We start from the raw sequence: 24,064 nt of genomic DNA, 5'->3' as shown, positions 1-24,064 counted from the left end.
TATACATATGGTTTAATATTTGATAATACAACATGATTACATTAACGGAGAGAGATAAATGGACAGAACTCAGGAAGAAATATATGAGATATTTCGGGTATGCTTATTGGCTGGCAAAATTATGCTGATGAGTGGAGCCGAAACATATCGCGTGGAAGATACGATGTCAAGAATTGCGGCATCTTGTGGTTTTGATGAATCCCATAGTTTTGTTACACCAACAGCAATTGTCTTTTCTATCGATGGTATGGAGCTAACGAAGCTCATCCGGATTTCCGAAAGATCTACAGATTTAAGAAAAGTGGATTTGGTGAATAGTATTTCTCGTAGTATGAGCAGCAAAACATTGACGGTGCAGGACGCGCATAAAAGACTAAAGGAAATTGAGGCTGAAAACTTGGCATATCCTCTATGGCTCCAGTTTTTGGCAGCAGCAATCTCGAGTGGATGCTTTGTTATCATCTTTTTAGGAAAATGGATAGACTTCTTGCCAGGGTGTATTGCAGGGGGAATAGGATTTCTTTGTACGGACTATTTACATCGGACAATTCGTATTCGTTTTTTCGCCGAATTTATTGCATCAATCGTCATTGGTTTAATTGCATACAGCATGATCCTTATAGGTGTAGGACAGCAAATTGATAAAATTATCATTGGAGCTGTCATGCCGCTTGTTCCAGGGCTGGCAATTACAAATGCTTTGCGTGATTTAATGGCAGGTCATTTATTCTCAGGGGTATCGAAAGGAGCCGAAGCATTTCTTACATCTTTTGCAATTGGATCAGGTATTGCAATTGTTTTGACCATTTTTTAAAGTGGGGGGCTTTCATTTGTTTCAACAACTTGTTACAAGTTTTATTGCATCAGCCGGTTTTGGTATTTTATTTAACGTTCCAAAAAAATCCCTTATTCAATGTGGCGTTGTCGGCATGATCGGCTGGGGACTGTATTTTTTATTCTATATTAATCATCTAAATATCGTTTATGGAACATTTGCTGCATCTTTTCTAGTTGGCATTATTAGCCATGTATTCGCAAAATTTTATCGGACTCCGATTTTAATTTTTACAGTAGGGGGAATCATTCCGCTCGTACCTGGTGGGGCAGCGTATGATACGATGAGACATTTCGTACAAAATGACTATAACGGTGCAACGTCTCTTGCCGGCAAAGTACTGTTGCTATCAGGTGCAATTGCGATTGGTCTAGTAACGTCAGAAGTCGTGAATCAATTAATAAGAAAAAGATTGCCAGAACGGAAAAAGAAAATAAACTTACCATAGCCCGCTAAGTCAATGTATGGGATTGGCGCTGAACTCTGTTCTTTTAGTGTGAGATTGCATGTTTATGCGAAAATATGAATTTTTTATAGAATTTATATTGCAAAATCTACTAGAACAGAGTATTATTTTAATACAGCATAACTTATAAATATTAAGGGGATTGAATAAACATGAAACTATTAAATTCAAAAATAGTGTTTATTATGATGATCGGGTTTGTTCTTGTTTTAGCTGCATGTGGGAAACAAAACAGCAACAATGGTTCAAGTAAAGATAAAGTTTTAAATGTAGGGACAGAAGCAACTTTTGCTCCATTTGAATACCAACAAAAAGGGAAAATCGTTGGTTTCGATGTAGATTTATTGAATGCAGTTGCAAAGCAAGCGGGGTATAAGATATCTATTAAAAATACAGGCTGGGATGCTATGCTTGCTGGCTTACAAAATAAAGAGTTAGATGTTGGTATGGCAGGAATTACGATTAACGATGAACGTAAGAAATCTTATGATTTCTCAAATCCATATTTTGAATCAAAAAGTATGATCGTCTTCAAAAAAGGGACAAACATTAAGACCGCGAAAGATTTAATAGGTAAAAAAGTTGGTGTGCAAAATGGTACAACAGGGCAATTTACTGCTGAGTCCATTTTAGGAAAAAATAGTAATAAAATTTCAAAATATGAAACATCAGCACTTTGCTTCACAGCATTAAAAAGCGGTGACGTAGATGCTGTAGTAACTGATAATGCTGTGGCACTGCAGTATGTAAAAAATAATCCTAACAGTAATCTAGAAACAGTTACAGATAAAAGCTTTAAATCAGAGTACTATGGAATTGCTTTTCCTAAAAATAGCGATTTAAAAGCTAAGTTCGATAAAGCTTTGACGAAAGTAATGGATAATGGGGAATACGCTAAAATCTATAAAAAATGGTTTAACAAACAACCAGATGTAGATGTATTAAAAAATGCTGCAAAATAATAAAAAATGAACTGGCGTAACTTATGTTACGCTCCTTTTAGGTAAAGAAACAGGGAAGCCGTCATATGCTGGTTTCCTTTAATACATCTATGGAATTGAAGTATAAGAGAGGAGCAAGCATATGAATTTTCGTTTTGATATTATCATAGAATATCTTCCCTTGTTTCTAAAAGGGACATTACTTACATTAGGCATATCATTATCCGCTGTTATTATCGGGACGGTTTTAGGTCTGCTGATAGGCATTGGAAAAATGTCGAAAAATAGGGCGGTTCGCATCCCATTTATTTGTTATATAGATTTCTTTCGGGGAACGCCAATGCTTGTGCAGATATTTTTAATTCATTTTTGCGTAATGCCTATTTTTATGCAGCCGGTTAATCCAATCGTATCTGGTATAACAGCTTTGTCATTAAATTCTGCTGCCTATATTGCTGAGATTTTTCGTGCTGGTATTCAGTCAATTGATAAGGGGCAAATGGAGGCAGCTCGTTCGCTCGGTTTGACACATGCACAGGCGATGCGTCATGTTATTATCCCACAAGCTTTTAAACGGATGATTCCAGCACTTGGAAATGAATTTATTACACTATTAAAAGATTCGTCACTAGCTGCAATTATCGCAGCACCTGAATTAATGTATTGGGGACGTGCTGTCCAAGGTGAATACATGCGTGTTTGGGAACCGTACATTACCGTCGCTCTTATTTATTTAATTTTAACGCTTTGCTTGACCCAAATATTAAACTATGTCGAAAGGAGGTTCATTAAACAATGATTTCTGTACAAGGTTTGAAAAAAACGTATGGCCAATTAGAAGTTTTAAAAGATATTAATATTGAAATTAAGCCGAAAGAAGTTGTCGTTGTCATTGGACCTTCTGGATCTGGAAAATCAACATTCCTCCGCTGCTTAAACTTATTAGAGGAGATTAGTGATGGGCATGTTTATATTGATGGAATTGATATTGCAGATAAACATACAAATATAAATGAAGTACGTACTGAAGTTGGGATGGTCTTCCAGCACTTTCATCTTTTCCCGCATAAAACAGTTTTGGAAAATATTACAATGGCCCCGCTAATTGTTCGGAAAAAGAAAAAATCTGATGCAGTGGAGAAGGCAATGAGCCTCCTGGAGAAAGTAGGTTTAGCTGATAAAGCGAATGTCTACCCTGATTCTCTTTCAGGAGGACAGAAGCAACGGGTTGCAATTGCTCGTGCGTTGGCGATGGAACCAAAAGTCATGTTGTTTGATGAACCGACTTCTGCACTAGATCCTGAAATGGTTGGAGAAGTGTTAGAAGTAATGAAACAGCTTGCGGAAGAAGGAATGACAATGATTGTTGTTACACATGAAATGGGATTTGCACGTGAAGTCGGAGATCGTGTTATTTTTATGGATGGCGGCTATATCATTGAAGAGAATCAACCAAAAGCATTATTTGAAAATCCGCAACATGATCGCACAAAAACATTTTTAAGTAAAGTGTTATAGTGTTTTATAGAGTTAGATACTACTCAATTTTCATTGTTATGAGTAGTATCTAGCTCTTTTAATTTGCCTGTTTATTTTTTTATCCATCCTTCATAAAATTGATTGGAGTGAAGTTATGGGGCTCTTGGACCCCTGTGGAAAGTAATCTTTGAAGAGGAAACCGTCTAGCTCATTTCTAAGTAAATAAATCTGTTTACGATTGGATTTATCATAAGAAATAGCTCGTTAAATCTCCACCTGCTGTTTTTCTAAATAAAACTAGGGCTAATATTGGCCTATTGACATTCATCTTAATGGATGTATACTAACATTAAGATGAATAGTTCTTTTTCGAACAATTCAATTTCGTACTATTCATAATTAGACAAAAAGGTGTGTTTCAAAAATGGACAGTAATTCACAAAGAAGTCAAACAAAAGCAGTGCTTACTTCTTTCAGAGAAATGCATAAGCTTTTTCGTAAATGGGGTTTAGAGGTTATCTCGAAGAGTGATTTAACAATGCCTCAATTCTGGATATTACAAGTAATCCAAGCAGGCGTAACTATGCCGCAGAAAACTTTAGTTGAACATCTCCAATTTTCTAAAAGTACACTTAGTACGAGTATTGAAGGATTAGTTTCCGCAGGATTAATAGAAAGAAGTATACCAGAAAATAATCGTCGAGAAGTACAGCTTAAACTAACGGCGAAGGGTGAACAGCAGGTTCAACAAATCTTCGAGGACCCAAGTGGTTTATTCCAAAGGATGAATCGTGCTTTGAAAAAATTATCACCAGAAAAAATAGAGTCATTATTATCCATTCAAGAAGAATTGTATGAATTATTACTGGAGGAATAGAGGGTCTCAACAAGGTGGAGGGGGTAATATAATATGTCTTACTACGTTACGTGCAGTAGTTGTGTTAAAAAGTTTGAACTTTCTGAAGAAAACTATCAATACAAACTTTATAAACAGGGAAAAACAAAATATTATCTTTGTGAACAATGTAACGATAACATACGCTTTTCTGCCATAAAGCATCTTTTCGGAAAAGGGAATATTTCCTTTATAGATAATCAATAATTTATCTCAAAGACTAATTTTAGTTGATTAAAATAAATAATTTTTAACATATTTCAGAGTCTATCTGTTATACAACAGATTTTTGTTAATTAGTGTATGGATTTCATTGCTGATTCACCTTTTAAAACAGCATTGAACCTTATATATTAACAAAGAAAAGGAATCCGATTCATAAGCGAATAGGATTTTTTTACACTATTGTTTACTATTTTGCACCTGTAAACTGCTCCCGTTACCTATTTAGACAGCTTTTTTACAATAGGGAGTGTATATAATTAGTTTACTTAATTAATTAATAAGTAAACTATATAAAATGGAGTGAGAAAAGAAAAGTGGATCAGGAACATAGTGAAGTTGTTCAGCAGTTATATAATGCCTTATATAAATTTAGAAAATTGCGTTTTGCAGCCTTTTTTAATGTGGATGGACTGAAGCCAAGTGAAGTGCGTATGCTGATGGTTATCTATAAGTCTTCAAAAGAAACAGGAATTAGTGTTTCAAAAATTAGTCAGCATCTTCAAGTTACATCTTCAACTGTTACACAATTAATCAATGACTTAGAGAAAAAAGGTTTGGTAATCCGTGAAATTGACCCAAATGATCGTAGGATGGTTCGGATAGAACTAACTGATCAAGGTAAGGAAATGATGCAAAAAGCTGAAAAGGCTAGGGAACAGTTTTTCAATGGATTAGTGGAATTTGTAGGGGAGGAAGAGTGTAAGGAGCTTATTCAACAATTAGAAAAAGTGATTCAATATATCGATAATATGGAGTAAGGAGAATATTATTATGTTCAAGCTGTTTCGCTACTTAAAGGCTTATAGACTTCAAGTCATGTTAGCTATCATACTTGTTTTTTTGCAAACATTGTCTGAACTTTATTTGCCAACTTTAATGTCGGATATCGTAGATAAAGGAGTGGTAAACGGAGATATTTCGTATATATGGAAAATCGGAGCGTTTATGTTGCTTGTTGCGGTTGGTGGGATGCTTTGTTCGGTTGCGGCCAGCTTTTTTACGGCAAAGTCAGCGACTGGCTTTGGGAGAACAATTCGCAGCAAGGTTTTCTCACATGTTGAAAGCCTTTCACAACAAGAGTTTGACAAAATTGGGACAGCATCATTAATTACAAGAACAACGAATGATATTTTCCAAGTTCAACAAGTATTGACGATCATGTTAAGAATGATGGTGATGGCTCCATTAATGTGTATCGGAGGAATGATAATGGCATTGTCCCGTGATGCTCAGCTTTCGTGGGTCTTTGTTGTATCAATACCGATTCTTATACTCGTTATTTTATTTGTCCAATCAAGGGCAATTCCATTATTTCGAAAGATGCAAAAAAAATTAGACGCTCTCAATCGGGTGATGCGTGAAAATCTAACAGGTATTCGTGTTATTCGTGCATTTAGTCGTATTGCATTTGAAAAAAAACGATTTGAACAAGCAAATCTAGATGTTACCAATACGGCTATTCGAGTAAATAAAATTATGGCAGTCATGATGCCGGCTATGATGCTCATTTTAAACTTCTCTATGATTTCAATTATTTGGTTTGGGGGTATTCGCATTGATCATGGAGATATGCAAGTAGGGGATTTAATGGCATTTATTCAATATGCGACACAAATCATGTTTTCATTTGTAATGATGTCAATGATGTTTATTTTAATTCCTAGAGCATCTGTATCAGCCACCCGTATTAATGAAGTACTCAAGATCGAAGCGAATATTTTAGATCCTGAAAGTCCGGAAACGCCGGAACAAACTATTAGAGGAACAATTGAATTCCAAAATGTTTCTTTCTATTATGAAAACGCAGAGAAACCAGCTTTGGCGAATATTTCATTTAAGGCAGGACCTGGAGAGGTTACCGCGATTATTGGAGGAACGGGGTCCGGAAAGTCGACTTTATTAAATTTAATTCCAAGATTTTTTGATGTAAGTAGCGGTCGTATTTTGATTGATGGCATTGATGTACGGGCGATGAGTCAAGTTGAGCTGCGAAAAAAAATCGGCTTTGTTCCGCAAAAAGCTGTATTGTTTACAGGGACGATTGCCGATAATATTCGGTATGGAAATGAGCATGCGGATCATGAGGAAATTCAGCATGCAGCTGAAGTTGCTCAAGCAGCGTCTTTTATTTCTGAAATGGCAGAAGGTTATCAGTCAACGATTTCCCAAGGGGGAACGAATATTTCTGGTGGGCAAAAGCAACGTCTTTCAATTGCGCGGGCATTACTCAGGAAAGCAGAATTTTATCTACTTGATGATAGCTTTTCTGCCCTTGATTTTAAAACGGATGCGGCACTACGCAATGCTTTAAAAACAGAAATAAGAGATGCATGCCTTTTAATCGTAGCCCAGAGAGTCAGCACAGTAATGGATGCAGATCGTATTATCGTGTTAGATGAAGGGGAAATTGCAGGAATTGGCACTCATCATGAGCTATTAAATACATGTCAAGTTTATAAAGAAATTGTATCATCTCAGTTGGCAGAGGAGGAGATCGTATGAGTAAGGATTCAAAACAAGCTCCTCACTTCGGCGGCCGTCGGGGTGGTGGCCGTCATGGCATGGCAATGGCGATGCCTGTTCAAAAGGCAAAGGATTTTAAAGGGACTTTAAGAAGACTGTTCATATATTTGAAGCCTCACCGTTTGCGGTTGTTAACTGTATTTTTTGCAGCTATTTTAAGTGTTATTTTTTCGATAGTGAGCCCGAAAATTATGGGGAAAGCAACAACGAAGCTGTTTGAAGGAATGATGATGAAAATAAAAGGGGTTCCAGGGGCACATATCGATTTCCAATATATTGGCAAAATTATTGTTATGCTGATTATTTTATATGCGATTAGTTCTCTGTTTAGCTTTCTTCAACAGTACGTGATGGCAGGCGTTGCTCAAAAGACAGTTTATCAAATTCGAAAGGATGTAAATGAAAAACTGTCCCGGTTGCCATTAAAGTATTTCGATGAAAGACAACATGGTGAAATATTAAGCAGGGTAATTAATGATGTTGATAATATAAGTACAACGTTACAACAAAGCTTGACGCAATTAATTACCTCACTAGTGACGATTATTGGTGTTATTGTCATGATGCTAACGATTAGTCCGCTGTTAGCGCTAATCGTTGTACTTACCATTCCGCTCAGCATTATTGTCACGATGATGATTGCAAAACGGTCACAAAAGCATTTTATTGGCCAACAGCGTTCATTAGGTGAAGTAAACGGACATGTTGAGGAGATGTATACGGGTCATCAAATCATAAAAGCATTTGGCCAGGAGAAACAGACGATTGATCATTTTGAACAACTGAATGATAAATTATATCAAGCAGGTTGGAGAGCACAATTTATATCCGGAATGATGATGCCGCTCATGTCTTTCGTCAATAATATTGGTTATATGTTCGTTTCTGTAGTTGGAGGCATTCTCGTTTTGAAAAATCGTATTGAGGTTGGGGATGTGCAGGCATTTATTCAGTATTCGCGTCAATTTTCACAGCCAATTACACAAACGGCTAACATTGCGAATATTATCCAATCCACCATTGCATCTGCAGAAAGAGTATTTGAGATTTTAGATGAAGCAGAAGAAGTAGCGGAAATGGAGAACGCAATAGTTATTCCACAGGCAAAAGGAGAAGTATCCTTTCAACATGTTCAGTTTGGATACAAGCCAAATGAATTGTTAATTCACGACATGAATATTGATGTTGCTCCGGGGCAAATGGTTGCTATCGTCGGTCCCACTGGTGCTGGAAAAACAACGTTGATTAATCTCCTAATGCGTTTTTATGAAATGGGCGATGGAAAAATTACGATTGACGGTGTAGACATTCAGCATTTAAAAAGAGAGCATCTTCGTAAGATGTTTGGTATGGTTCTTCAAGATACTTGGCTCTTTAACGGGACAATTCGTGAAAATATTGCATACGGCCGAGAAGATGCAACAGAAGAGGAAATTATGAAGGCAGCTAAAGCAGCATATGCGGATCATTTTATTCGTGCTCTTCCAGATGGTTATGACACGATATTGAATGAAGAAGCCTCCAATATTTCTCAGGGGCAAAAGCAATTGCTTACGATTGCACGGGCAATATTAGCAGATCCAACTATTTTAATTCTTGATGAAGCAACAAGTAGTGTAGATACTCGTACAGAAGTAGCTATTCAAAAGGCAATGAATAGATTAATGAGGGGCAGAACAAGTTTTGTCATTGCCCATAGATTATCAACGATTCGTGATGCGGATATCATTCTTGTTATGAATCATGGTGATGTTATTGAAAAAGGCACACATCAACAATTGTTAGAAAAAGGCGGGTTTTATGCAGAACTATATAATAGCCAATTTTCATCACAGCAACAAATAGGCTAAATCAATACAAATGGAATACAGCAACTGTTCTTTATGTATTGTTTTGATGTTAGTTCTATGCTAATAAGGATCGTTTGCTTTCTTAACATGTCCCACTTTTTAATTGCACAATCCATAGTTTTATAGTAGGATTAAGATGACGAAAAAAACAAAATATTCTTATCAAGAGAGGCGGAGGGAATGGCCCTATGAAGCCCGGCAACCGCAGACTATGTCTGAAAGGTGCTAATTCCAGCAGAACGGATTGTTCTGAAAGATAAGACAGAGGCTAATCAAAAACTTCTTCTTATCGAAGAAGTTTTTTTAGTATCTATTAACAATATTGGGGGAGAAGAAATGAAATACGGATTTTGGTTACCGATTTTTGGCGGATGGCTAAGAAATGTAGAAAATGAATTTATGCCACCTACTTTTGATTATGCAAAGAAAGTTATACAGTCTGCTGAAAAGTGGGGGTTTGATACAACACTTATTGCAGAGTTATATTTAAATGATATTAAAGGTCCTGAAAGTGATTCCCTTGAAGCTTGGTCTACTGCAGCTGCATTAGCCGCTGTTACAGATAAAATTGAAATTATGACAGCAGTACGCCCTGGTTTTCATAATCCAGCCGTAACTGCCAAAATGGCTGCTAATATTGATCATATTAGTAATGGCCGCTTTACTTTGAATGTTGTATCGGCATGGTGGGAAGGCGAAGCAAAGCAATACGGCGGTATTTTTACAGCCCATGATGAAAGATATGATCGAACAGAAGAGTTTCTTGATGTATTGAAAGGACTTTGGACAGAAGAAACTTTTTCATATGATGGCCGTTTTTATCAAATTGAAAACGCAAAACTCGCGCCAAAGCCAGTGCAAAAGCCATTTCCGAAGCTTTACGCGGGCGGCGAGAGCGATCGTGGCAAACAGGCGATTGTCAATACTTGTGATGCGTATGTTATGCACGGTGGAACTGTAGAGGAAATAAGAGAAAAAATTGGGGACATGAAAAAGCGGCGTGAGCAAGCGAATAAAACACCGCTACAATCATTTGGAATGGCCGCTTATGTTATTTGCAGAGATACAGAAGAAGAGGCACAGGCTGAATTGGAGAGAATTACAGATGTTAAAGTAAACAGCGGTTACGCAGGCTATCAAGATTTTATTAGTAAATCCCAATTAGAACAGCAAGTGAAATTGTATGATTATTCTGTTTCAAACCGTGGGCTAAGACCGAATTTAATTGGTACACCACAACAAGTTGCTGAGAAAATAAAAGCTTATGAAGAGGCAGGAATAGATTTATTGTTACTGCAATTTTCACCGCAGTTAGAGGAAATGGAGCGCTTTTCAGAACAAGTAATGCCTTTATTAAAGCAGCCGATTTCCTAAAAGAATATTGTTTTTTAATAGGTTTAGATTCATAAAAAGTTATTGGGATCCAGCAACCGCCTATGGAAGGCGAGTAACCTAGAGAGAAAATCACATGCGCTTTTTTAATATCAGCCTTAAAGTAAGATGAATGGGGGAAATGACATGTCAAAAGTTTATATTATCCATGAAAATCAAGAGTGGACGGATCATTTGATTAAAAGACTAGAAGAATTGAAAGTGCCGTATGAAGAATGGTTTTTAGATGAAGGTACAGTTGAGTTAAATGGTATACCGCCAGAAGGTATCTTTTTCAGCCGCATGAGCGCATCTTCTCATACACGAAATCATTCTTATGCTCCTGAGTTAACATCTGCAGTATTTGCATGGCTTGAACGCCATGGAAGAAAAGTTATTAATGGCAGCAGCGCGCTGCGTTTAGAAGTAAGTAAAGTGAATCAATATGCAGAGCTTGAAAAACATGGAATCCGTACACCGAAAACGATTGCGGCAGTTGGCAAAGAGCAAATTATTAAAGCAGCTGAGCAATTGGGTGTTTCTTCTTTTATAACAAAACATAATCGCGCTGGAAAGGGACTCGGCGTACAACTATTCCACTCTATTGAGGCATTAAAAGAATATGTATATAGCGATACATTTGAAGATTCAAGAGATGGAATTACTTTAATTCAGGAATACATTGAGTCACCAGAGCACTATATTACACGCTGTGAGTTTATTGGCGGAAAATTTGTATATGCTGTACGGGTTGATACTTCTGAGGGTTTTGAGCTTTGTCCAGCAGATGCATGCCGAATTGGTGACCTATTTTGTCCAGTAGGAGAAGAAGTAGAGGAAAAACCGAAATTTCAAATTATCAAAGATTTCAATGAGCCTATTATTGAGAAATATGAAGAAGTTTTGCGCAATAATAATATTAAAGTCTCAGGCATTGAATTTATTCGCAATGCGGCTGGAGACATTTATACGTACGATATTAATACGAATACAAATTATAATTCCGATGCTGAAGCTGCAGCAGGTAAATACGGCATGCTCGAATTAGCAAAATTTCTACAAAAAGAGTTGAATGAGCAATACGTCAACAACTAATAAAGTGTTAAAATGGTCCTCTGCGTTAAGAGGACCATTTTTATGTAGAACATTATAAGATGATGAGAAAATAGACAATCATTAAGCATAGCCCTATAGGAAGTCCAAATTTTGCCCACTCTTTACTTGTAATATTCAACTTACCGGCTGATATGATATTCGGAATGTTTCCAGGCACTAACATCCCTCCGCTAATCAATAAACCTAGTAAAATTGCTTTAATCGTTTTATCCCCCATTTGTGGACTAATTTCAGCAGCAGTTAAAGTAGCATTATCCAATATGGCTGAAATCATATTAATCCAAAATAAAATATGAGGGCTTAAGGTAAGCAAATAATGGTTAATAAGTGGTCCAAATCCAGCACCAAGCAAAGTTAGTCCCATAACGAAAAGATAAATTTTTATGCTTTGCAGTATAAATGTTTCATATGTGTCACGTTTTCTTTTGCTATGAAGGAATTCATGATGTTGCGAAGGGTGGATAAGAACGGCTGCTAATATCCCCAAAAAAAGAATAGCCGAAATGACTTCAATCCCGATTAAGCGAATTAAGTAGAAGAAGCTCTGATTTAATTTGCTAATGGCAATCGTAGAAAGCGGCTCTCCAATTGGTGTTAAGGCAGCCCCAAGTCCAATTGAAAAACATGCTAATACAACCAAACGAATTTCTGATTTTCGATCAAGACAAATGCTTTTCATAATGACTACTAAGATTAAGGCAGCAATAATGGCTGTGATCATACTGGAAACTAAGCCTAAAACAATTACAATTGTTGCAACAAACAACGGAAATGGAACGTTGCTTTTTATTCTCGAAATTACTTGTTCAAGCGGCTTTGCAAACCATTGAAATAATAAGCCAGCGACTAATGTAACAACTGCAATGGCAATCGGATTCTCTAATGCTTTGATGACAAGTGATTTCGTTAGTACATTTCCAACAATAGCAGCAATAACTCCCATTATAAAAAGGAATATTTCCAAATTATACTCAATCAATTTGACTGAAAATGGGAGGAACAATACAAGAGCTAGTATAATGAGTAGAACAATTATCATTACCCCATTCCTTTCTAGAAATATCACTATATTATATTTACTTGACAATGATCTATTTCATTCGTTCACAAGCTATTTTTTATGGACAACTCACGATTTGGGATGTTCGCCTATATACTAATATCGTTACTGATATCGCCATACTTATTTAGTGGAGAAATTTAGGAAGGATGGTCGTAAATGTGCGGAATAACCGGCTGGGTTGATTTTCGAAAAGATTTACAACATGAACAAGAAATCTTAAATACCATGACAGAAACATTAGGAAAGCGTGGACCAGATGATACGAACTTATGGTTCACACCACATGCGGCATTTGGGCATAAACGATTAGTGGTTGTCGATCCACTATGTGGTATTCAGCCAATGACACGGACGAAAGAAGAATATACTTATACAATTTGTTATAACGGTGAATTATATAATACGGAAGATTTACGGACGGAATTATTAAAGAGAGGTTATACTTATCAAGGTCATTCAGACACAGAAGTATTGTTGACAGCTTATATTGAGTGGGGAGAACAATGTGTCGATCATTTGAACGGTATTTTTGCATTTGCAATTTGGGATGGAAAGAAGGAACAGTTATTTGTTGGCAGAGACCGTTTAGGAGTGAAACCATTCTTTTTCAAAGAGCACGATGGGGGACTGCTATTTGGTTCAGAAATCAAAGCAATCTTGGCGCATCCAACCGTAAAGACGGAAGTTACTTATGATGGTTTAGCTGAAGTTTGGGGACTAGGGCCATCAAGAACACCAGGAACGGGTGTATTTCGAGGTATTCAGGAGTTACGTCCTGCCCATGCGATGATCTTTTCTCGTAATGGAGTGAAAATTTGGAGATATTGGAATGTGAAAAGTAAAAAGCATACAGATTCAGTAGAGGAAACGGCAGATCATATTAGAAGTTTGTTTCAAGATACAGTTGTTCGACAATTGGTGTCTGATGTCCCTGTTTGTACGTTCCTTTCCGGTGGGGTTGATTCGAGTGCCATTACGGCAATTGCTGCCAATTATTTTAAGGCTGAAGGCAAAGGACCGTTGCACACTTTTTCTATTGATTATGAAGAAAATGATCGTTATTTCAAAGCAAATGATTTCCAACCAAATGCGGACGGCCCTTGGATACAGAAAATGGCAGAATCTTTTCAAACTGTCCATCATTCTTGCGTCATTACCCAAGAGGACCTTGCTGAATATTTGAAAGAGGCTGTTATCGTTCGGGATGTACCAGGGATGGCTGATGTCGACTCATCCTTGCTTTGGTTCTGTAAACAAATTAAGAAAGATTTCGTTGTAAGTTTATCTGGAGAATGTGCTGATGAAATTTTCGGAGGATACCCTTGGTTCCGCCGAGAAGATGATTTAAATCGTGAAGGTTTTCCATGGATGCGGTCACTTGATGAACGTATAGGGTTATTAAAAGGAAAATGGCAAGATAGATTACAATTAAAAGAGTATGTTATGTCTCAGTATGAATCATCAATTAGTGAAACACCTTTATTAGATGGGGAATCACCACTTGAAGAAAGGCGGCGCAAATTATTCTATATGAATATGCTCTGGTTTATGACAACATTATTAGACCGGAAAGATAGGATGAGTATGGGAGCAAGTCTAGAAGTACGTGTTCCGTTCGCAGATCATAGATTAGTAGAATACGTATGGAATATTCCTTGGGAAATAAAAATGTACGGAAACAGAGAAAAGGGGATTTTGCGGAAAGCATTGGAAGGTATATTGCCAGAAGAAATTTTATATCGTAAAAAGAGTCCATATCCAAAAACACATCATCCAGCTTATACAAAGGCAGTCAATAATTGGTTAACAGAAATTTTAGAGCATAAAGATTCTATTTTATATGAATTTATAGAACGCGATACTTTAATGGAATTAGTAAAAACAAATGGGGATGCTTTTAAAACACCGTGGTTTGGGCAGTTAATGACAGGACCACAATTACTTGCTTATCTTGCACAAATTCATCATTGGTTTGAAACATACAGAATTAATATTAGTGAGTAACCTTTTAACAAGGCATTGATCATGAAGAGCTGGCTTGAAAGTGAGTCAGCTTTTTTTGTTGTATTTATTGAATAGTTCTTTTGTAAATCGGATCCACTCTTTCGTTGCAAACGATAGGTATTGATCTTTAGGCCAAATAAGCGCCAAATTCCAAGGTATAAACGGTTTTGTTAACTCTACGAATGTAACACGATCTGTGTTAAAAGCTTTGCAAATAGATGATGGCAATAAGGCAACCCCAAGATTTGCTGCCACTAAACCACTAATTAAATCCCATTGTGCACTTTCATAGGCGATTTTTGGCATAAACCCTACCCGCATACATTCATGGATAATTTGATCATGAAGCATGAAATCTTTATGGAAGAAGATAAAGTCTTCATCTTTAATCTGATCAAGGGCAACCTTTTCTTCTTTTGCAAGAGGGTGGGTTGGATGAAGAAGGAGGACAAGACGATCACGGACGAAAGAAAAATGATGAACTAGTTCATTATTTACAGGTAATACGACAGCACCGAGATCTAATTTGCCATTTTCAACATCGTGGACAACCTTTTTTGTTACTTCTTCAATGAGTTGAATTTTTATGTTTGGATACATTTTATGAAACTCGTTAATGACGTATGGGAAATACCGAGAGCCGATCATAGGAGGTAGTCCAATTCGAATTGTACCTTTTTTTAGATTAATGACATCATTGATCTCATCTTTTAATTGCTGAAAGGATTTGAGTGTATTTTGTGCCTGGATGAAAATGACTTTTCCTACATCCGTTAATTCGACTTGCTTGCCGGAGCGGTCAAATAATTGAATGCCGAGTTCATCTTCAATATTTTTAATCATTTTGCTAATCGTTGGTTGTGATACATATAGTTCCTGAGCTGCCTTTGTAAAACTGCCGTGAATGGCTACGGAAACAAAGTACTGTAAATGCTGAATATCCATTGAAATTCCTCCCTATATAGATAACATGCATGAGAGTTATTCTAATTATTCATTTTACCTATATCCGTTAAGACAGTAAACTTAATATAGAGGTGGATGGAAATGAAAAAAATAGCTTTAGGATTTTTGCAAGTATTGCTGCTTTTATTATTTACGAAAGCTATGAACTGGTTCGTCTATTTGCTGCACCTACCATTGCCAGGTAATATACTATCGATGATGATTTTGTTTGTCTTATTACAAACTAAGATCATAAAGTTAGCGTGGATTGAATTTGGGGCTAATTTCTTGTTAGCTGAGCTACTACTCTTCTTTATTCCCTCTGCGGTAGGGGTTATTAAATATAAAACATTGCTTTTGGAAAATGGCTTAGAGATCATGGCGGTTCTCATCACTAGTCTAATAACAGTTATGATTGGATCAGGCTGGATTGCAGATGAAATTTTGAAAAGAAGGGAAGTGAAAATGAGTGACAATTAAACTGTTATGCTTATTGCTGACCATTGCCAGCTACTATACTTTTAAAAAGCTCTACAGAAAGTATAAACTTGTTTTCGTTTCCCCATTAGTTGTAACACCAATTATATTAGCCGTTTTCTTACTTTTGAAAGATATCCCATATAAAGATTATCAATCGAGTACGACACTTTTATCAGAATTACTACAACCTGCTATTGCCGCTTTTGCAATTCCACTTTATAAACATTTTCATGTTATTAAGAAAAATGCATTAGAGATTTTAATTGGTATCGGTATTGGATTATTGATGTCCATCTTTGTTTCCTCAAGTATTGCCACATTATTTCACTTTGATAAAAGTTTACTTCGCAGTATTATTCCTTTTACAATTACAACGCCAATTGCAATGGGCGTATCACAGCAAATTGGGGGAGTTCCTACAATTACTGCAGTATTTGTTATTATTAACGCAGTTATTGGCTCGGCACTTGCACCGTTTATTATTAAAAGTTTACGAATCAAAAACGAAGTTGCTCACGGTATTCTGTTAGGTACAAGTGCAAATGGAGATGGAACATCAAAAGCATTTGAATTGAGCTCGAAATCGGGTGCGATTTCGAGCGTCAGTATGATTATCATTGCAATCATTTCAATGTTTGTTACTCCATGGATGGTTTCTCATCTTATTCATTAAACCTTTTAAATGAATCGTTATACGGTTCGGTTTAGTTCGTTGATAGAAGAGGCTGGGACAAAAGTATATTAACTAAAGAAAACGCAAATATTGCGCTCCACCCCCGTTTCGAAAATATACTTCACTTTCCGCGGGCAGCTGGTGAGCCTCCCACAGTAGTCTACGTGTATTTCCGGAGGAGATTGTGCAATGTTTGTCTTTAGCTAACTACTTTTGAGTTTTTCCTGGCTTCTTTTTTATGACATTAGATCCCACAGAAGGCGGAAATAAGAAGTATGCTATATACCTATCATTCATTCGTCTCTTTGCTTAAATAAATATAATTTTCTGTATTTAATATCTTTTTTTGATAAAATAGCAGTTAAGCTACTAAAATTCCTAAAAACTAGAGAGAAAGGAACACATGATGGATACATTTGAACTTGTGGTACTTGAAACGAGTGATATTCATGGGAATATTTTTCCGATTAATTATGGTACGAAAAAGCCAGCAAATGTTGGACTAGGGAAAATAGCAACATTAATTAAACAGGAGCGGGCGAAATCTCAACATGTAATGCTGCTGGATAATGGAGACTTAATTCAAGGAACTCCTTTAACTTATTATTATATAAGAATGAAAGCCAATCATCAAAATCCTATGGTGATGGTGGCAAATGAGTTGCAATATGATGCAGCAGTGTTTGGTAACCATGAATTTAATTATGGAAAAGAGCTCTTATGGAATGCAGTACAACAATCAAATTTCCCATGGCTGTCAGCTAATATTTTAAATGAAGAGACGAATGAGCCTTATTTTGGAAAACCTTATTTTATTAAACAATTTGCTGAAGGTGTGAAGGTCGGTGTGCTCGGACTTACAACTCCGTATATCCCGAATTGGGAGCAAGCTGAACATATTAGTGGAATGGTGTTCGAAAATCCAGTAACAGTTGCAAAAAAATGGGTGCCATTTTTACGTGAAAAGGAAAAAGTCGATATTGTCATTGTTTCGTATCATGGCGGCTTCGAAAGAGATCTTGATAGTGGTAAGCCAACTGAAGTATTAACAGGGGAGAACCAAGGATATGAGCTATGTCAAAAAGTAGAGGGCATTGATGTTCTGCTGACAGGGCATCAGCATCGACTAATTTCAGGAAAACAAATTCATGGTGTTTTAGTTGTACAGCCTGGTAATAAAGGAATTGTATTAGGAAAGGTCAAATTACAATTAAAAAGAGAGCACGGGCACTGGACTTGCACGGAAAAAATGTCTGAAATACTATCTGTCGAGCATGTAAAGGCAGATGAGGAAATTCTTGCGACTGTACAAGCTTATGAAGAAGAGACTCAAACATGGCTAGATCAGCCAATTGGTGAAATTGATGGGGACATGGTTGTGAACGATCCTATGGAAGTCCGGACAAAGGATAATGCGCTTATTGAATTTATTAATCAAGTACAAATGGATGCTGCTGGTGTTGACATATCCAATACAGCCTTATTTGATAATAAATCTTTAGGATTCCCAAAACATGTAACAATGCGTGATGTTGTGTCAAATTACATGTACCCTAATACATTGAAAGTAATTAGAATCACTGGAAAAGATATTAAAGAGGCGTTGGAACGATCTGCAACCTATTTTAAAGAGTATAATGGTAATAACATCGAAGTAAATCCTGCTTTTACAAATCCGAAGCCGCAGCATTTCAATTATGATATGTGGGAAGGAATTGAGTACATTATTGATGTATCGAAGCCGTTTGGAGAGCGGATTATGAAATTGGATTATAAGGGAAAACCAATAGATCCGGAAATGGAATACGATGTTGTAATGAATAATTATCGAGCAGGTGGCGGTGGCAACTATTTTATGTATAAGGGCAAGCCTGTCATCAAAGATATCCAAATTGATGTATCAGAGTTGATTGCCAATTATATTTTGAAAAGAAAAATTGTAAAAGCAACTATAGACCATAATTGGGAAGTGGTCTACTAAAAGGATATGAGGGAAATGGCAAAAATAGCTAAAACGAACGCAATGCGCATATTAGATGCACAGAACATTCCATATGAAATGTTCTCTTATGATCGGCAGGATGGGAAAATAGATGGAATATCCGTAGCTGCAAAGATTGGGAAACCAGTAGAAATGGTTTACAAAACATTGGTAACACAAGGGGTTAGTAAACAACTGTATGTATTTGTAATCCCTGTTGAATCTGAACTAGATTTAAAAAAAGCTGCTAAAGTAGCAGGTGAGAAGAAGATTGAGATGATCCATGTAAAAGACATTCAAAAATGGACAGGATATATTCGCGGCGGTTGTTCACCGATAGGCATGAAAAAACAATATCCAACGTATATAGATTCGAAGGCAGAGCAGTTAGAAAGCATTATTGTAAGCGGTGGGAAGATAGGCCTGCAAATTTGCCTTCACCCACAAGATTTAATAACGATAGCAGAAGCGGATTTTAGCGATTTAACAAAATAAAGGGGTCTGACCCCTTTTCAAAAGTGAAGTGTCTTTCTAAATTGGCTTGCATATGATTGACTTACTGGTATTTTCGCGCCGTCCTTCATAATAAGTAAAAAAGTGGAATGCGCATCTGGTCTAATTTCAGCAATATAATGTATATTTACAATATATGATCGATGGCAGCGAATAAAAATATCAGACGGCAAGTGTAGTTCTAACTCCGATAAACTAAATTTATGAATGCCTACTAAATTCTTTGAGATAACAGTAGTTTTCCGGTTATCAGCTTCTAAAACCATAATGTCATTAAATTCGATCGGTAACCAACGGTCAATTGTATGCACGATTAAAAAAGGGACGGTAAATTTATTTGGTTTTTTCGGTAAAATAAAAGTAATACAGCCACTCAACTGATCATCTTCATAAATAGGATAAGAAATTCCAAAATAGGTGGTGCCAATTACATGCTTATCAATTGATGACATTGTTTTTTGTTTAGTCTGCAATGTTTGATAAGTAGTGGTACCTGCCTGAATAGCATCACCGGGGTGAATCTTTAAATCGATTTCATTGCTAGGTCGATAATAAAAATATTGTTCGCAATCAGAAATGGCAATAGATATATCTTGAGGAACGATTTCCTGAAAAGCTTCCATGATGGAATTAATGAGATGTTGATTCATTAAAGCTACCCACCTTCTAGTAAACAAAAAATAATAGGTTTTTATGATAGTGTAATATGAAATGGAAATAAATTGCATCATTTTCGCGAAAATTTTTACTATCTGTTAATAAGGAAGGAGATTGGACATGAATAGAGAAGAAATTGAATACCAAATTCAAGATTTGAAAGCAGATTACGTACGGCTGCAACAGGATCTTGAAAAGTTAGAATATGTGAAGGGAAATCTTCATCCTTTAGAAAAACAATTATCTGAAATTGAACATTCTTTAAAAAAATTGTATGAACAATTAGCAGCATTTGATTAAAAAAATCCGCTTGGTTTAATGTTAGCCAAGCGGATTTTTAACTCGTCTTAATAAGAGAAAAAGTTTTAGTTGCTATGTTTTATCTTTTTATGATTTCCCCAGAGAAACGTACTTACAAGTAGATCGACATTTTTATTTTCGTGTAACCCACTGTGATAAGCTGACTTCCCGTAAACAATTTTTGTATGAAATTGATTCTTCGGTACAATATTTTTTCCGCCAAATGCACTATAAAGTGAAACAAGTCCATCTCCATCATTTTTATCTTCAATTACCCCAGCAATGGCTAGCACTTGAATGTTAGGGTCAAATTTACGACTATTTTGTACGAGAATCTTTAACGCTTTAGAATGAGGTACTAAATCAATTGCTGCAGCTCCGGTATTATTTGGGTTTTGTTTAAATCGTTTTAAAATGACGCCTTGGAAAGGACTTCCAATTGTAATCAGTTTATGTGTTGTAGGGTAATCTTTCTTATGGTAAGTTTCTTCAATATATTTAGTTGAAATGATTCCACCCATAGAATGCCCAACAATATTTACTTCCTGAATATCATACTGAGTATATAAAATGCGCATGACCTTTTTTAAATAACCGGCTGTTTCCTGAAAACTAGCGCGATTATTGTGGAAAACAACTTGGATCAAAGGATGCATAACATTTTTTGATATGTTCCCTTTAATGATGGTATCACCTTCATTGGTTACATAGATGACCATTTCCTTTTTTCCCCAATGTTGGCGTTGAAAGCGATCCAGCATTCCATCAAATGAATGAGCTGACCCCTTAAACCCATGTACAAAGATAGTTGGAATAGAATCACTGCTTATAGTTGGAGTAGTAGTGCTGCTTGCTTGATCAGTATCGGTATAGAATATTGACGATATCAATAATATAAAAGCAAGTATAACAGCTATGGTAATAAATATAGAACTTTTCTTCTGTAAAATTTTCACAATACTTTCCCCCTGAAGGACTCTGTAACTAATAGTATACGACAAATATTTCACAGCTGTTATATGAAATTTTTTACTCGCTGGAAATAATTATGTTTATTTTGAAGGATTATACATACTCCATTGTAAATAAAGGATGCTACGATAGCATCTTTTTTAGTATATGAAATTTATTTATGAAAATCATTAACTTTTATTGGTAGGAGTTGACTCTTTTTCAGCATTCAATTTATAGTTAAAAAAAGGTAGTCTTATGGAAGGAAGACGTATTTATGTCGTTGCTAACAAGAATCCAAAGTGAATTACAGATATTGACAGATGCTGAGAGAAAAATAGGGGAATATATTTTAGAGCATCCTGAATTGGTTCCGCATATGACGACAAAAGATTTGTCAGAAAAAACAGGGGTCAGTGAATCGAGTGTTGTAAGATTTTGTAAATCAATTGGTATGACAAGCTTCAAAACGTTTAAGCTGGAGTTAGTGAAATTTTTAACATTATCAGAAACGAATATAACAGATTTTTCAATTTTGCAGAAAAAAGATTTGCCATATGACTTATTTAAAAAGGTAACCTATGTTAATAAAATGGCAATTGAGTCTGTACTGTCATCATTAGACCGAAAAGAATTAGATAGAGCAGTGGATCTTATCCAAGATGCGAGAAAAATTATCTTTTATGGCGTAGGCGGGTCTGCGACAGCAGCATTCGATGCGCATTATAAATTCGGTAAACTTGGGTTCCAGTCTATTATGACGCAAGATTTCCACTATTTACTTTCACTAATTCCTTATTTGAATGAGCAGGATGTATTTGTTGCAATTAGTATGTCCGGGAAAACAAAGGATGTTCTTGATTTAACGAAATTTGCGAAAAGGAAAGGGACAAAAATCATTGCTATTACAAATATTGATAAATCACCTCTATATAAAGAAGCGGATTTAAAACTTTGTACACCAGTAGTTGAACAAGATTTTCGAATTGGGGCAATTTCTTCTCGAATGGCGCAGCTTGATATTATTGATGCTATGTATATAAGTGTATTCAACCGAATTGGTGAGGAAAAATTAGAACAATATTGTGAAGCAAGAAATGAAGTGTTGAAATTAAGGAGATAGCAGATTTAATATTTCGTTAGAAAACGGGGATGTTTATTTTATAGTAAAAGTAGGAAGTGGCTAGAAAAAATAGAAGTAGGAGCAGAAGCAAACAGCATATGTGATGTGTTGTTTGCTTTTTTCTATGCCTATTTACGATCAATATTAACAAATGATTGCTTCGGGAATAAAGGTAAATACCGTTTAAATGTTCAAGCAATGGTGAATTTTTAATAGACTTTTACAAATCCAAAAACATTCCTTAATAATGATTTTGTATGATCAATTATGTAAATGTGATTCAACATTTTAAGGGGTGAGAGAATGAAAAAGGGGAAAAGGATAGGACTTGTGAAGGTATCTATTACGATGGCAACCATTTTAACACTCGGAATGAGCGGCATCGCTAATGCGAAAACTGATGAATCACCGTCTGAGCGTCCTTCATCAAAACAAAAGGCAAAGAATGTTATTTTATTCGTGGGTGATGGAATGGGGGCAGCTCATCGTAATGCTATTCGCCTTGCGACGGTTGGACTTGGTAAAGAGTTGGCGATGAATTCAATGCCGTATGCTGGACTTGTACATACGAGCTCAACTAGTGCTGTTACGGATTCTGCCGCTGCTGCTACAGCAATGGCATCGGGTGTAAAAACAAATAATGGTGCCATTGGGGTAGATGCAAATAAGAAGCCGCGAAAAACGGTTTTAGAAGCGGCGAAAGCAGCAGGGAAATCAACAGGTCTGGTCACTACGAGCCAAATTACGGATGCTACACCAGCAGCATTTGCGGCACATGTACAAGATCGTTCAATGCAAAGTGAAATTGCAAAACAATATTTAGAGAATAAGGTCGATGTTCTTTTAGGTGGGGGAGAAGATTATTGGTATCCAGCTGGTACAGAAGGTGCATATCAGGATTATCCAGCAAAGGATACAACTGAAGCAAGCAAAGGGACAGAAGGAGATCTAGTAAATAAAGCAAAAAAAATTGGTTATCAATATGTTACAAATGCTGACCAGTTGAAAAAAGCAAGAAGCGGCAGACTATTAGGTTTGTTTGCTAATGAGGAAATGTTTGAACAACGGCCAGAGGGACAGGGTGATTTATATGATCCAACAGTGAGTTTGCCCACTATGACGGAGAAAGCGATTGATACTTTGTCTAAAAATAAAAAAGGATTCTTTTTAATGATTGAAGAAGAGGCCATCGATGAAATGTCACATGAGAACAATGCTAAACAGATGATTAAGGCAGGTCAGCAATTAGATAAGTCTGTCTCGATTGCAAAGGAATATGCAAAGAAGCATCCTGATACCCTTGTTTTAGTTTTAGCTGACCATGATTGTGGTGGCATTTCTGTCGAAAGTGTCGATAGTCAAGATGAATCAGGAGATGGTATTTCTAAAGAGGATGGGCCATTCAACATACCTAATTCTAAAGAGGACTTTATGATTGACTGGACAACATCTGGGCATACAGCAGTTGATGTTCCGTTAACAGCTACAGGAAGTGGTGCAGAATTGTTTAAGGGAACTTATGAAAATACGTATATTCATGATGCCTTGCTAAAAGCGATGAATATAGAGAATGATTCATAATTTTATTTCATCAAGGATAGATGGTTGCCATGGTATAAAGAACGTTATGTTTGATTTTTTACCATGGTTTTTTATTTGGAATTTGCGAGATG

23 protein-coding genes and 1 riboswitch are annotated in these 24,064 nt (G+C 36.3%); of the genes, 19 read left to right on the top strand and 4 right to left on the bottom strand.

Annotated elements, in window-relative coordinates; genetic code table 11:
* Positions 1-58 precede the first annotated feature (58 nt).
* From G4D61_RS00680 to G4D61_RS00630, 11 genes are all read left to right on the top strand, one after another.
* Positions 59-814 carry a threonine/serine exporter family protein gene (locus tag G4D61_RS00680; protein WP_035352712.1) on the top strand — a complete coding sequence of 252 codons (756 nt, stop codon included), beginning with the start codon at positions 59-61 and terminating at the stop codon, positions 812-814.
* A 16-nt stretch (positions 815-830) separates the two neighbouring features.
* Positions 831-1,283, top strand: coding sequence for a threonine/serine exporter family protein (locus G4D61_RS00675; protein ID WP_025727436.1), 453 nt, complete (start codon positions 831-833; stop codon positions 1,281-1,283).
* Positions 1,284-1,453: 170 nt separating this feature from the next.
* The gene (locus tag G4D61_RS00670; RefSeq protein ID WP_025727437.1) at positions 1,454-2,263 is read left to right on the top strand and encodes a basic amino acid ABC transporter substrate-binding protein; all 810 of its coding nucleotides are present in this window, start codon (positions 1,454-1,456) and stop codon (positions 2,261-2,263) included.
* A gap of 121 nt (positions 2,264-2,384) precedes the next feature.
* Positions 2,385-3,041 (top strand): amino acid ABC transporter permease, encoded by a 657-nt coding sequence (locus G4D61_RS00665; RefSeq protein ID WP_025727438.1) that lies wholly within the window; start codon positions 2,385-2,387, stop codon positions 3,039-3,041.
* Complete coding sequence (locus tag G4D61_RS00660) at positions 3,038-3,760, top strand: amino acid ABC transporter ATP-binding protein (protein ID WP_025727439.1); 723 nt, start codon at positions 3,038-3,040, stop codon at positions 3,758-3,760. Before G4D61_RS00665 ends, G4D61_RS00660 begins: the two co-directional genes overlap by 4 nt.
* 385 nt (positions 3,761-4,145) lie before the next feature.
* Positions 4,146-4,598 carry a MarR family winged helix-turn-helix transcriptional regulator gene (locus G4D61_RS00655; RefSeq protein ID WP_052137756.1) on the top strand — a complete coding sequence of 151 codons (453 nt, stop codon included), beginning with the start codon at positions 4,146-4,148 and terminating at the stop codon, positions 4,596-4,598.
* 557 nt (positions 4,599-5,155) lie between these two features.
* On the top strand, positions 5,156-5,599 hold the full coding sequence (locus tag G4D61_RS00650; protein WP_025727442.1) for a MarR family winged helix-turn-helix transcriptional regulator: 444 nt from the start codon (positions 5,156-5,158) through the stop codon (positions 5,597-5,599).
* Positions 5,600-5,612: 13 nt separating this feature from the next.
* A complete protein-coding gene (locus G4D61_RS00645; protein ID WP_163172995.1) occupies positions 5,613-7,343 on the top strand; it encodes an ABC transporter ATP-binding protein in 1,731 nt (576 codons plus the stop codon).
* Positions 7,340-9,214, top strand: coding sequence for an ABC transporter ATP-binding protein (locus G4D61_RS00640; RefSeq protein WP_163172993.1), 1,875 nt, complete (start codon positions 7,340-7,342; stop codon positions 9,212-9,214). Before G4D61_RS00645 ends, G4D61_RS00640 begins: the two co-directional genes overlap by 4 nt.
* A gap of 156 nt (positions 9,215-9,370) precedes the next feature.
* Positions 9,371-9,477: riboswitch (SAM riboswitch) on the top strand.
* 73 nt (positions 9,478-9,550) lie between these two features.
* Entirely contained in the window at positions 9,551-10,588 is a 1,038-nt protein-coding gene (locus G4D61_RS00635) for an LLM class flavin-dependent oxidoreductase (protein WP_025727445.1), read from the top strand.
* A gap of 144 nt (positions 10,589-10,732) precedes the next feature.
* Positions 10,733-11,680 carry an ATP-grasp domain-containing protein gene (locus G4D61_RS00630; protein ID WP_035352704.1) on the top strand — a complete coding sequence of 316 codons (948 nt, stop codon included), beginning with the start codon at positions 10,733-10,735 and terminating at the stop codon, positions 11,678-11,680.
* A gap of 52 nt (positions 11,681-11,732) precedes the next feature.
* On the opposite strand, the gene G4D61_RS00625 is transcribed toward G4D61_RS00630, so the two are convergent.
* The gene (locus G4D61_RS00625) at positions 11,733-12,740 is read right to left on the bottom strand and encodes a DUF1646 family protein (RefSeq protein WP_025727447.1); all 1,008 of its coding nucleotides are present in this window, start codon (positions 12,738-12,740) and stop codon (positions 11,733-11,735) included.
* Positions 12,741-12,920: 180 nt separating this feature from the next.
* On the opposite strand from G4D61_RS00625, the gene asnB reads away from it, so the two are divergent.
* Positions 12,921-14,768: an asparagine synthase (glutamine-hydrolyzing) gene (asnB, locus tag G4D61_RS00620; RefSeq protein ID WP_025727448.1), complete on the top strand. Its 1,848-nt coding sequence runs from the start codon at positions 12,921-12,923 to the stop codon at positions 14,766-14,768.
* A gap of 45 nt (positions 14,769-14,813) precedes the next feature.
* On the opposite strand, the gene cidR is transcribed toward asnB, so the two are convergent.
* Entirely contained in the window at positions 14,814-15,713 is a 900-nt protein-coding gene (cidR, locus tag G4D61_RS00615) for a cidABC operon transcriptional activator CidR (RefSeq protein ID WP_025727449.1), read from the bottom strand.
* Positions 15,714-15,815: 102 nt separating this feature from the next.
* On the opposite strand from cidR, the gene G4D61_RS00610 reads away from it, so the two are divergent.
* From G4D61_RS00610 to ybaK, 4 genes are all read left to right on the top strand, one after another.
* The gene (locus tag G4D61_RS00610; protein ID WP_025727450.1) at positions 15,816-16,193 is read left to right on the top strand and encodes a CidA/LrgA family protein; all 378 of its coding nucleotides are present in this window, start codon (positions 15,816-15,818) and stop codon (positions 16,191-16,193) included.
* Positions 16,183-16,866 carry an LrgB family protein gene (locus G4D61_RS00605; protein WP_035352703.1) on the top strand — a complete coding sequence of 228 codons (684 nt, stop codon included), beginning with the start codon at positions 16,183-16,185 and terminating at the stop codon, positions 16,864-16,866. The genes G4D61_RS00610 and G4D61_RS00605 overlap by 11 nt, the downstream gene beginning before the upstream one ends.
* A gap of 406 nt (positions 16,867-17,272) precedes the next feature.
* Positions 17,273-18,847 carry a bifunctional metallophosphatase/5'-nucleotidase gene (locus tag G4D61_RS00600; RefSeq protein ID WP_025727452.1) on the top strand — a complete coding sequence of 525 codons (1,575 nt, stop codon included), beginning with the start codon at positions 17,273-17,275 and terminating at the stop codon, positions 18,845-18,847.
* Positions 18,848-18,862: 15 nt separating this feature from the next.
* Positions 18,863-19,342, top strand: coding sequence for a Cys-tRNA(Pro) deacylase (ybaK, locus tag G4D61_RS00595; protein WP_025727453.1), 480 nt, complete (start codon positions 18,863-18,865; stop codon positions 19,340-19,342).
* A gap of 17 nt (positions 19,343-19,359) precedes the next feature.
* Here ybaK and G4D61_RS00590 read toward each other — a convergent pair whose 3' ends face one another.
* The gene (locus G4D61_RS00590; protein ID WP_025727454.1) at positions 19,360-20,010 is read right to left on the bottom strand and encodes a LytTR family DNA-binding domain-containing protein; all 651 of its coding nucleotides are present in this window, start codon (positions 20,008-20,010) and stop codon (positions 19,360-19,362) included.
* A 127-nt stretch (positions 20,011-20,137) separates the two neighbouring features.
* Between G4D61_RS00590 and G4D61_RS00585 the strand changes: the two genes are divergently transcribed.
* Positions 20,138-20,317: an SE1832 family protein gene (locus G4D61_RS00585; protein ID WP_025727455.1), complete on the top strand. Its 180-nt coding sequence runs from the start codon at positions 20,138-20,140 to the stop codon at positions 20,315-20,317.
* A gap of 65 nt (positions 20,318-20,382) precedes the next feature.
* Here G4D61_RS00585 and G4D61_RS00580 read toward each other — a convergent pair whose 3' ends face one another.
* Positions 20,383-21,273, bottom strand: a complete 891-nt coding sequence (locus tag G4D61_RS00580; protein WP_035352701.1) for an alpha/beta hydrolase — start codon at positions 21,271-21,273, stop codon at positions 20,383-20,385.
* 272 nt (positions 21,274-21,545) lie between these two features.
* On the opposite strand from G4D61_RS00580, the gene G4D61_RS00575 reads away from it, so the two are divergent.
* The gene (locus G4D61_RS00575) at positions 21,546-22,391 is read left to right on the top strand and encodes a MurR/RpiR family transcriptional regulator (RefSeq protein ID WP_025727457.1); all 846 of its coding nucleotides are present in this window, start codon (positions 21,546-21,548) and stop codon (positions 22,389-22,391) included.
* A 348-nt stretch (positions 22,392-22,739) separates the two neighbouring features.
* Complete coding sequence (locus G4D61_RS00570) at positions 22,740-23,972, top strand: alkaline phosphatase (protein WP_371316453.1); 1,233 nt, start codon at positions 22,740-22,742, stop codon at positions 23,970-23,972.
* Positions 23,973-24,064 lie beyond the last annotated feature (92 nt).

This window comes from Heyndrickxia ginsengihumi, assembly GCF_011008565.1.
GTDB classification, from domain to species: domain Bacteria; phylum Bacillota; class Bacilli; order Bacillales; family Bacillaceae_C; genus Weizmannia; species Weizmannia ginsengihumi.
Note: the sequence above shows the minus strand (reverse complement) of the source record. Positions and strands in the feature narration are given on the sequence as shown.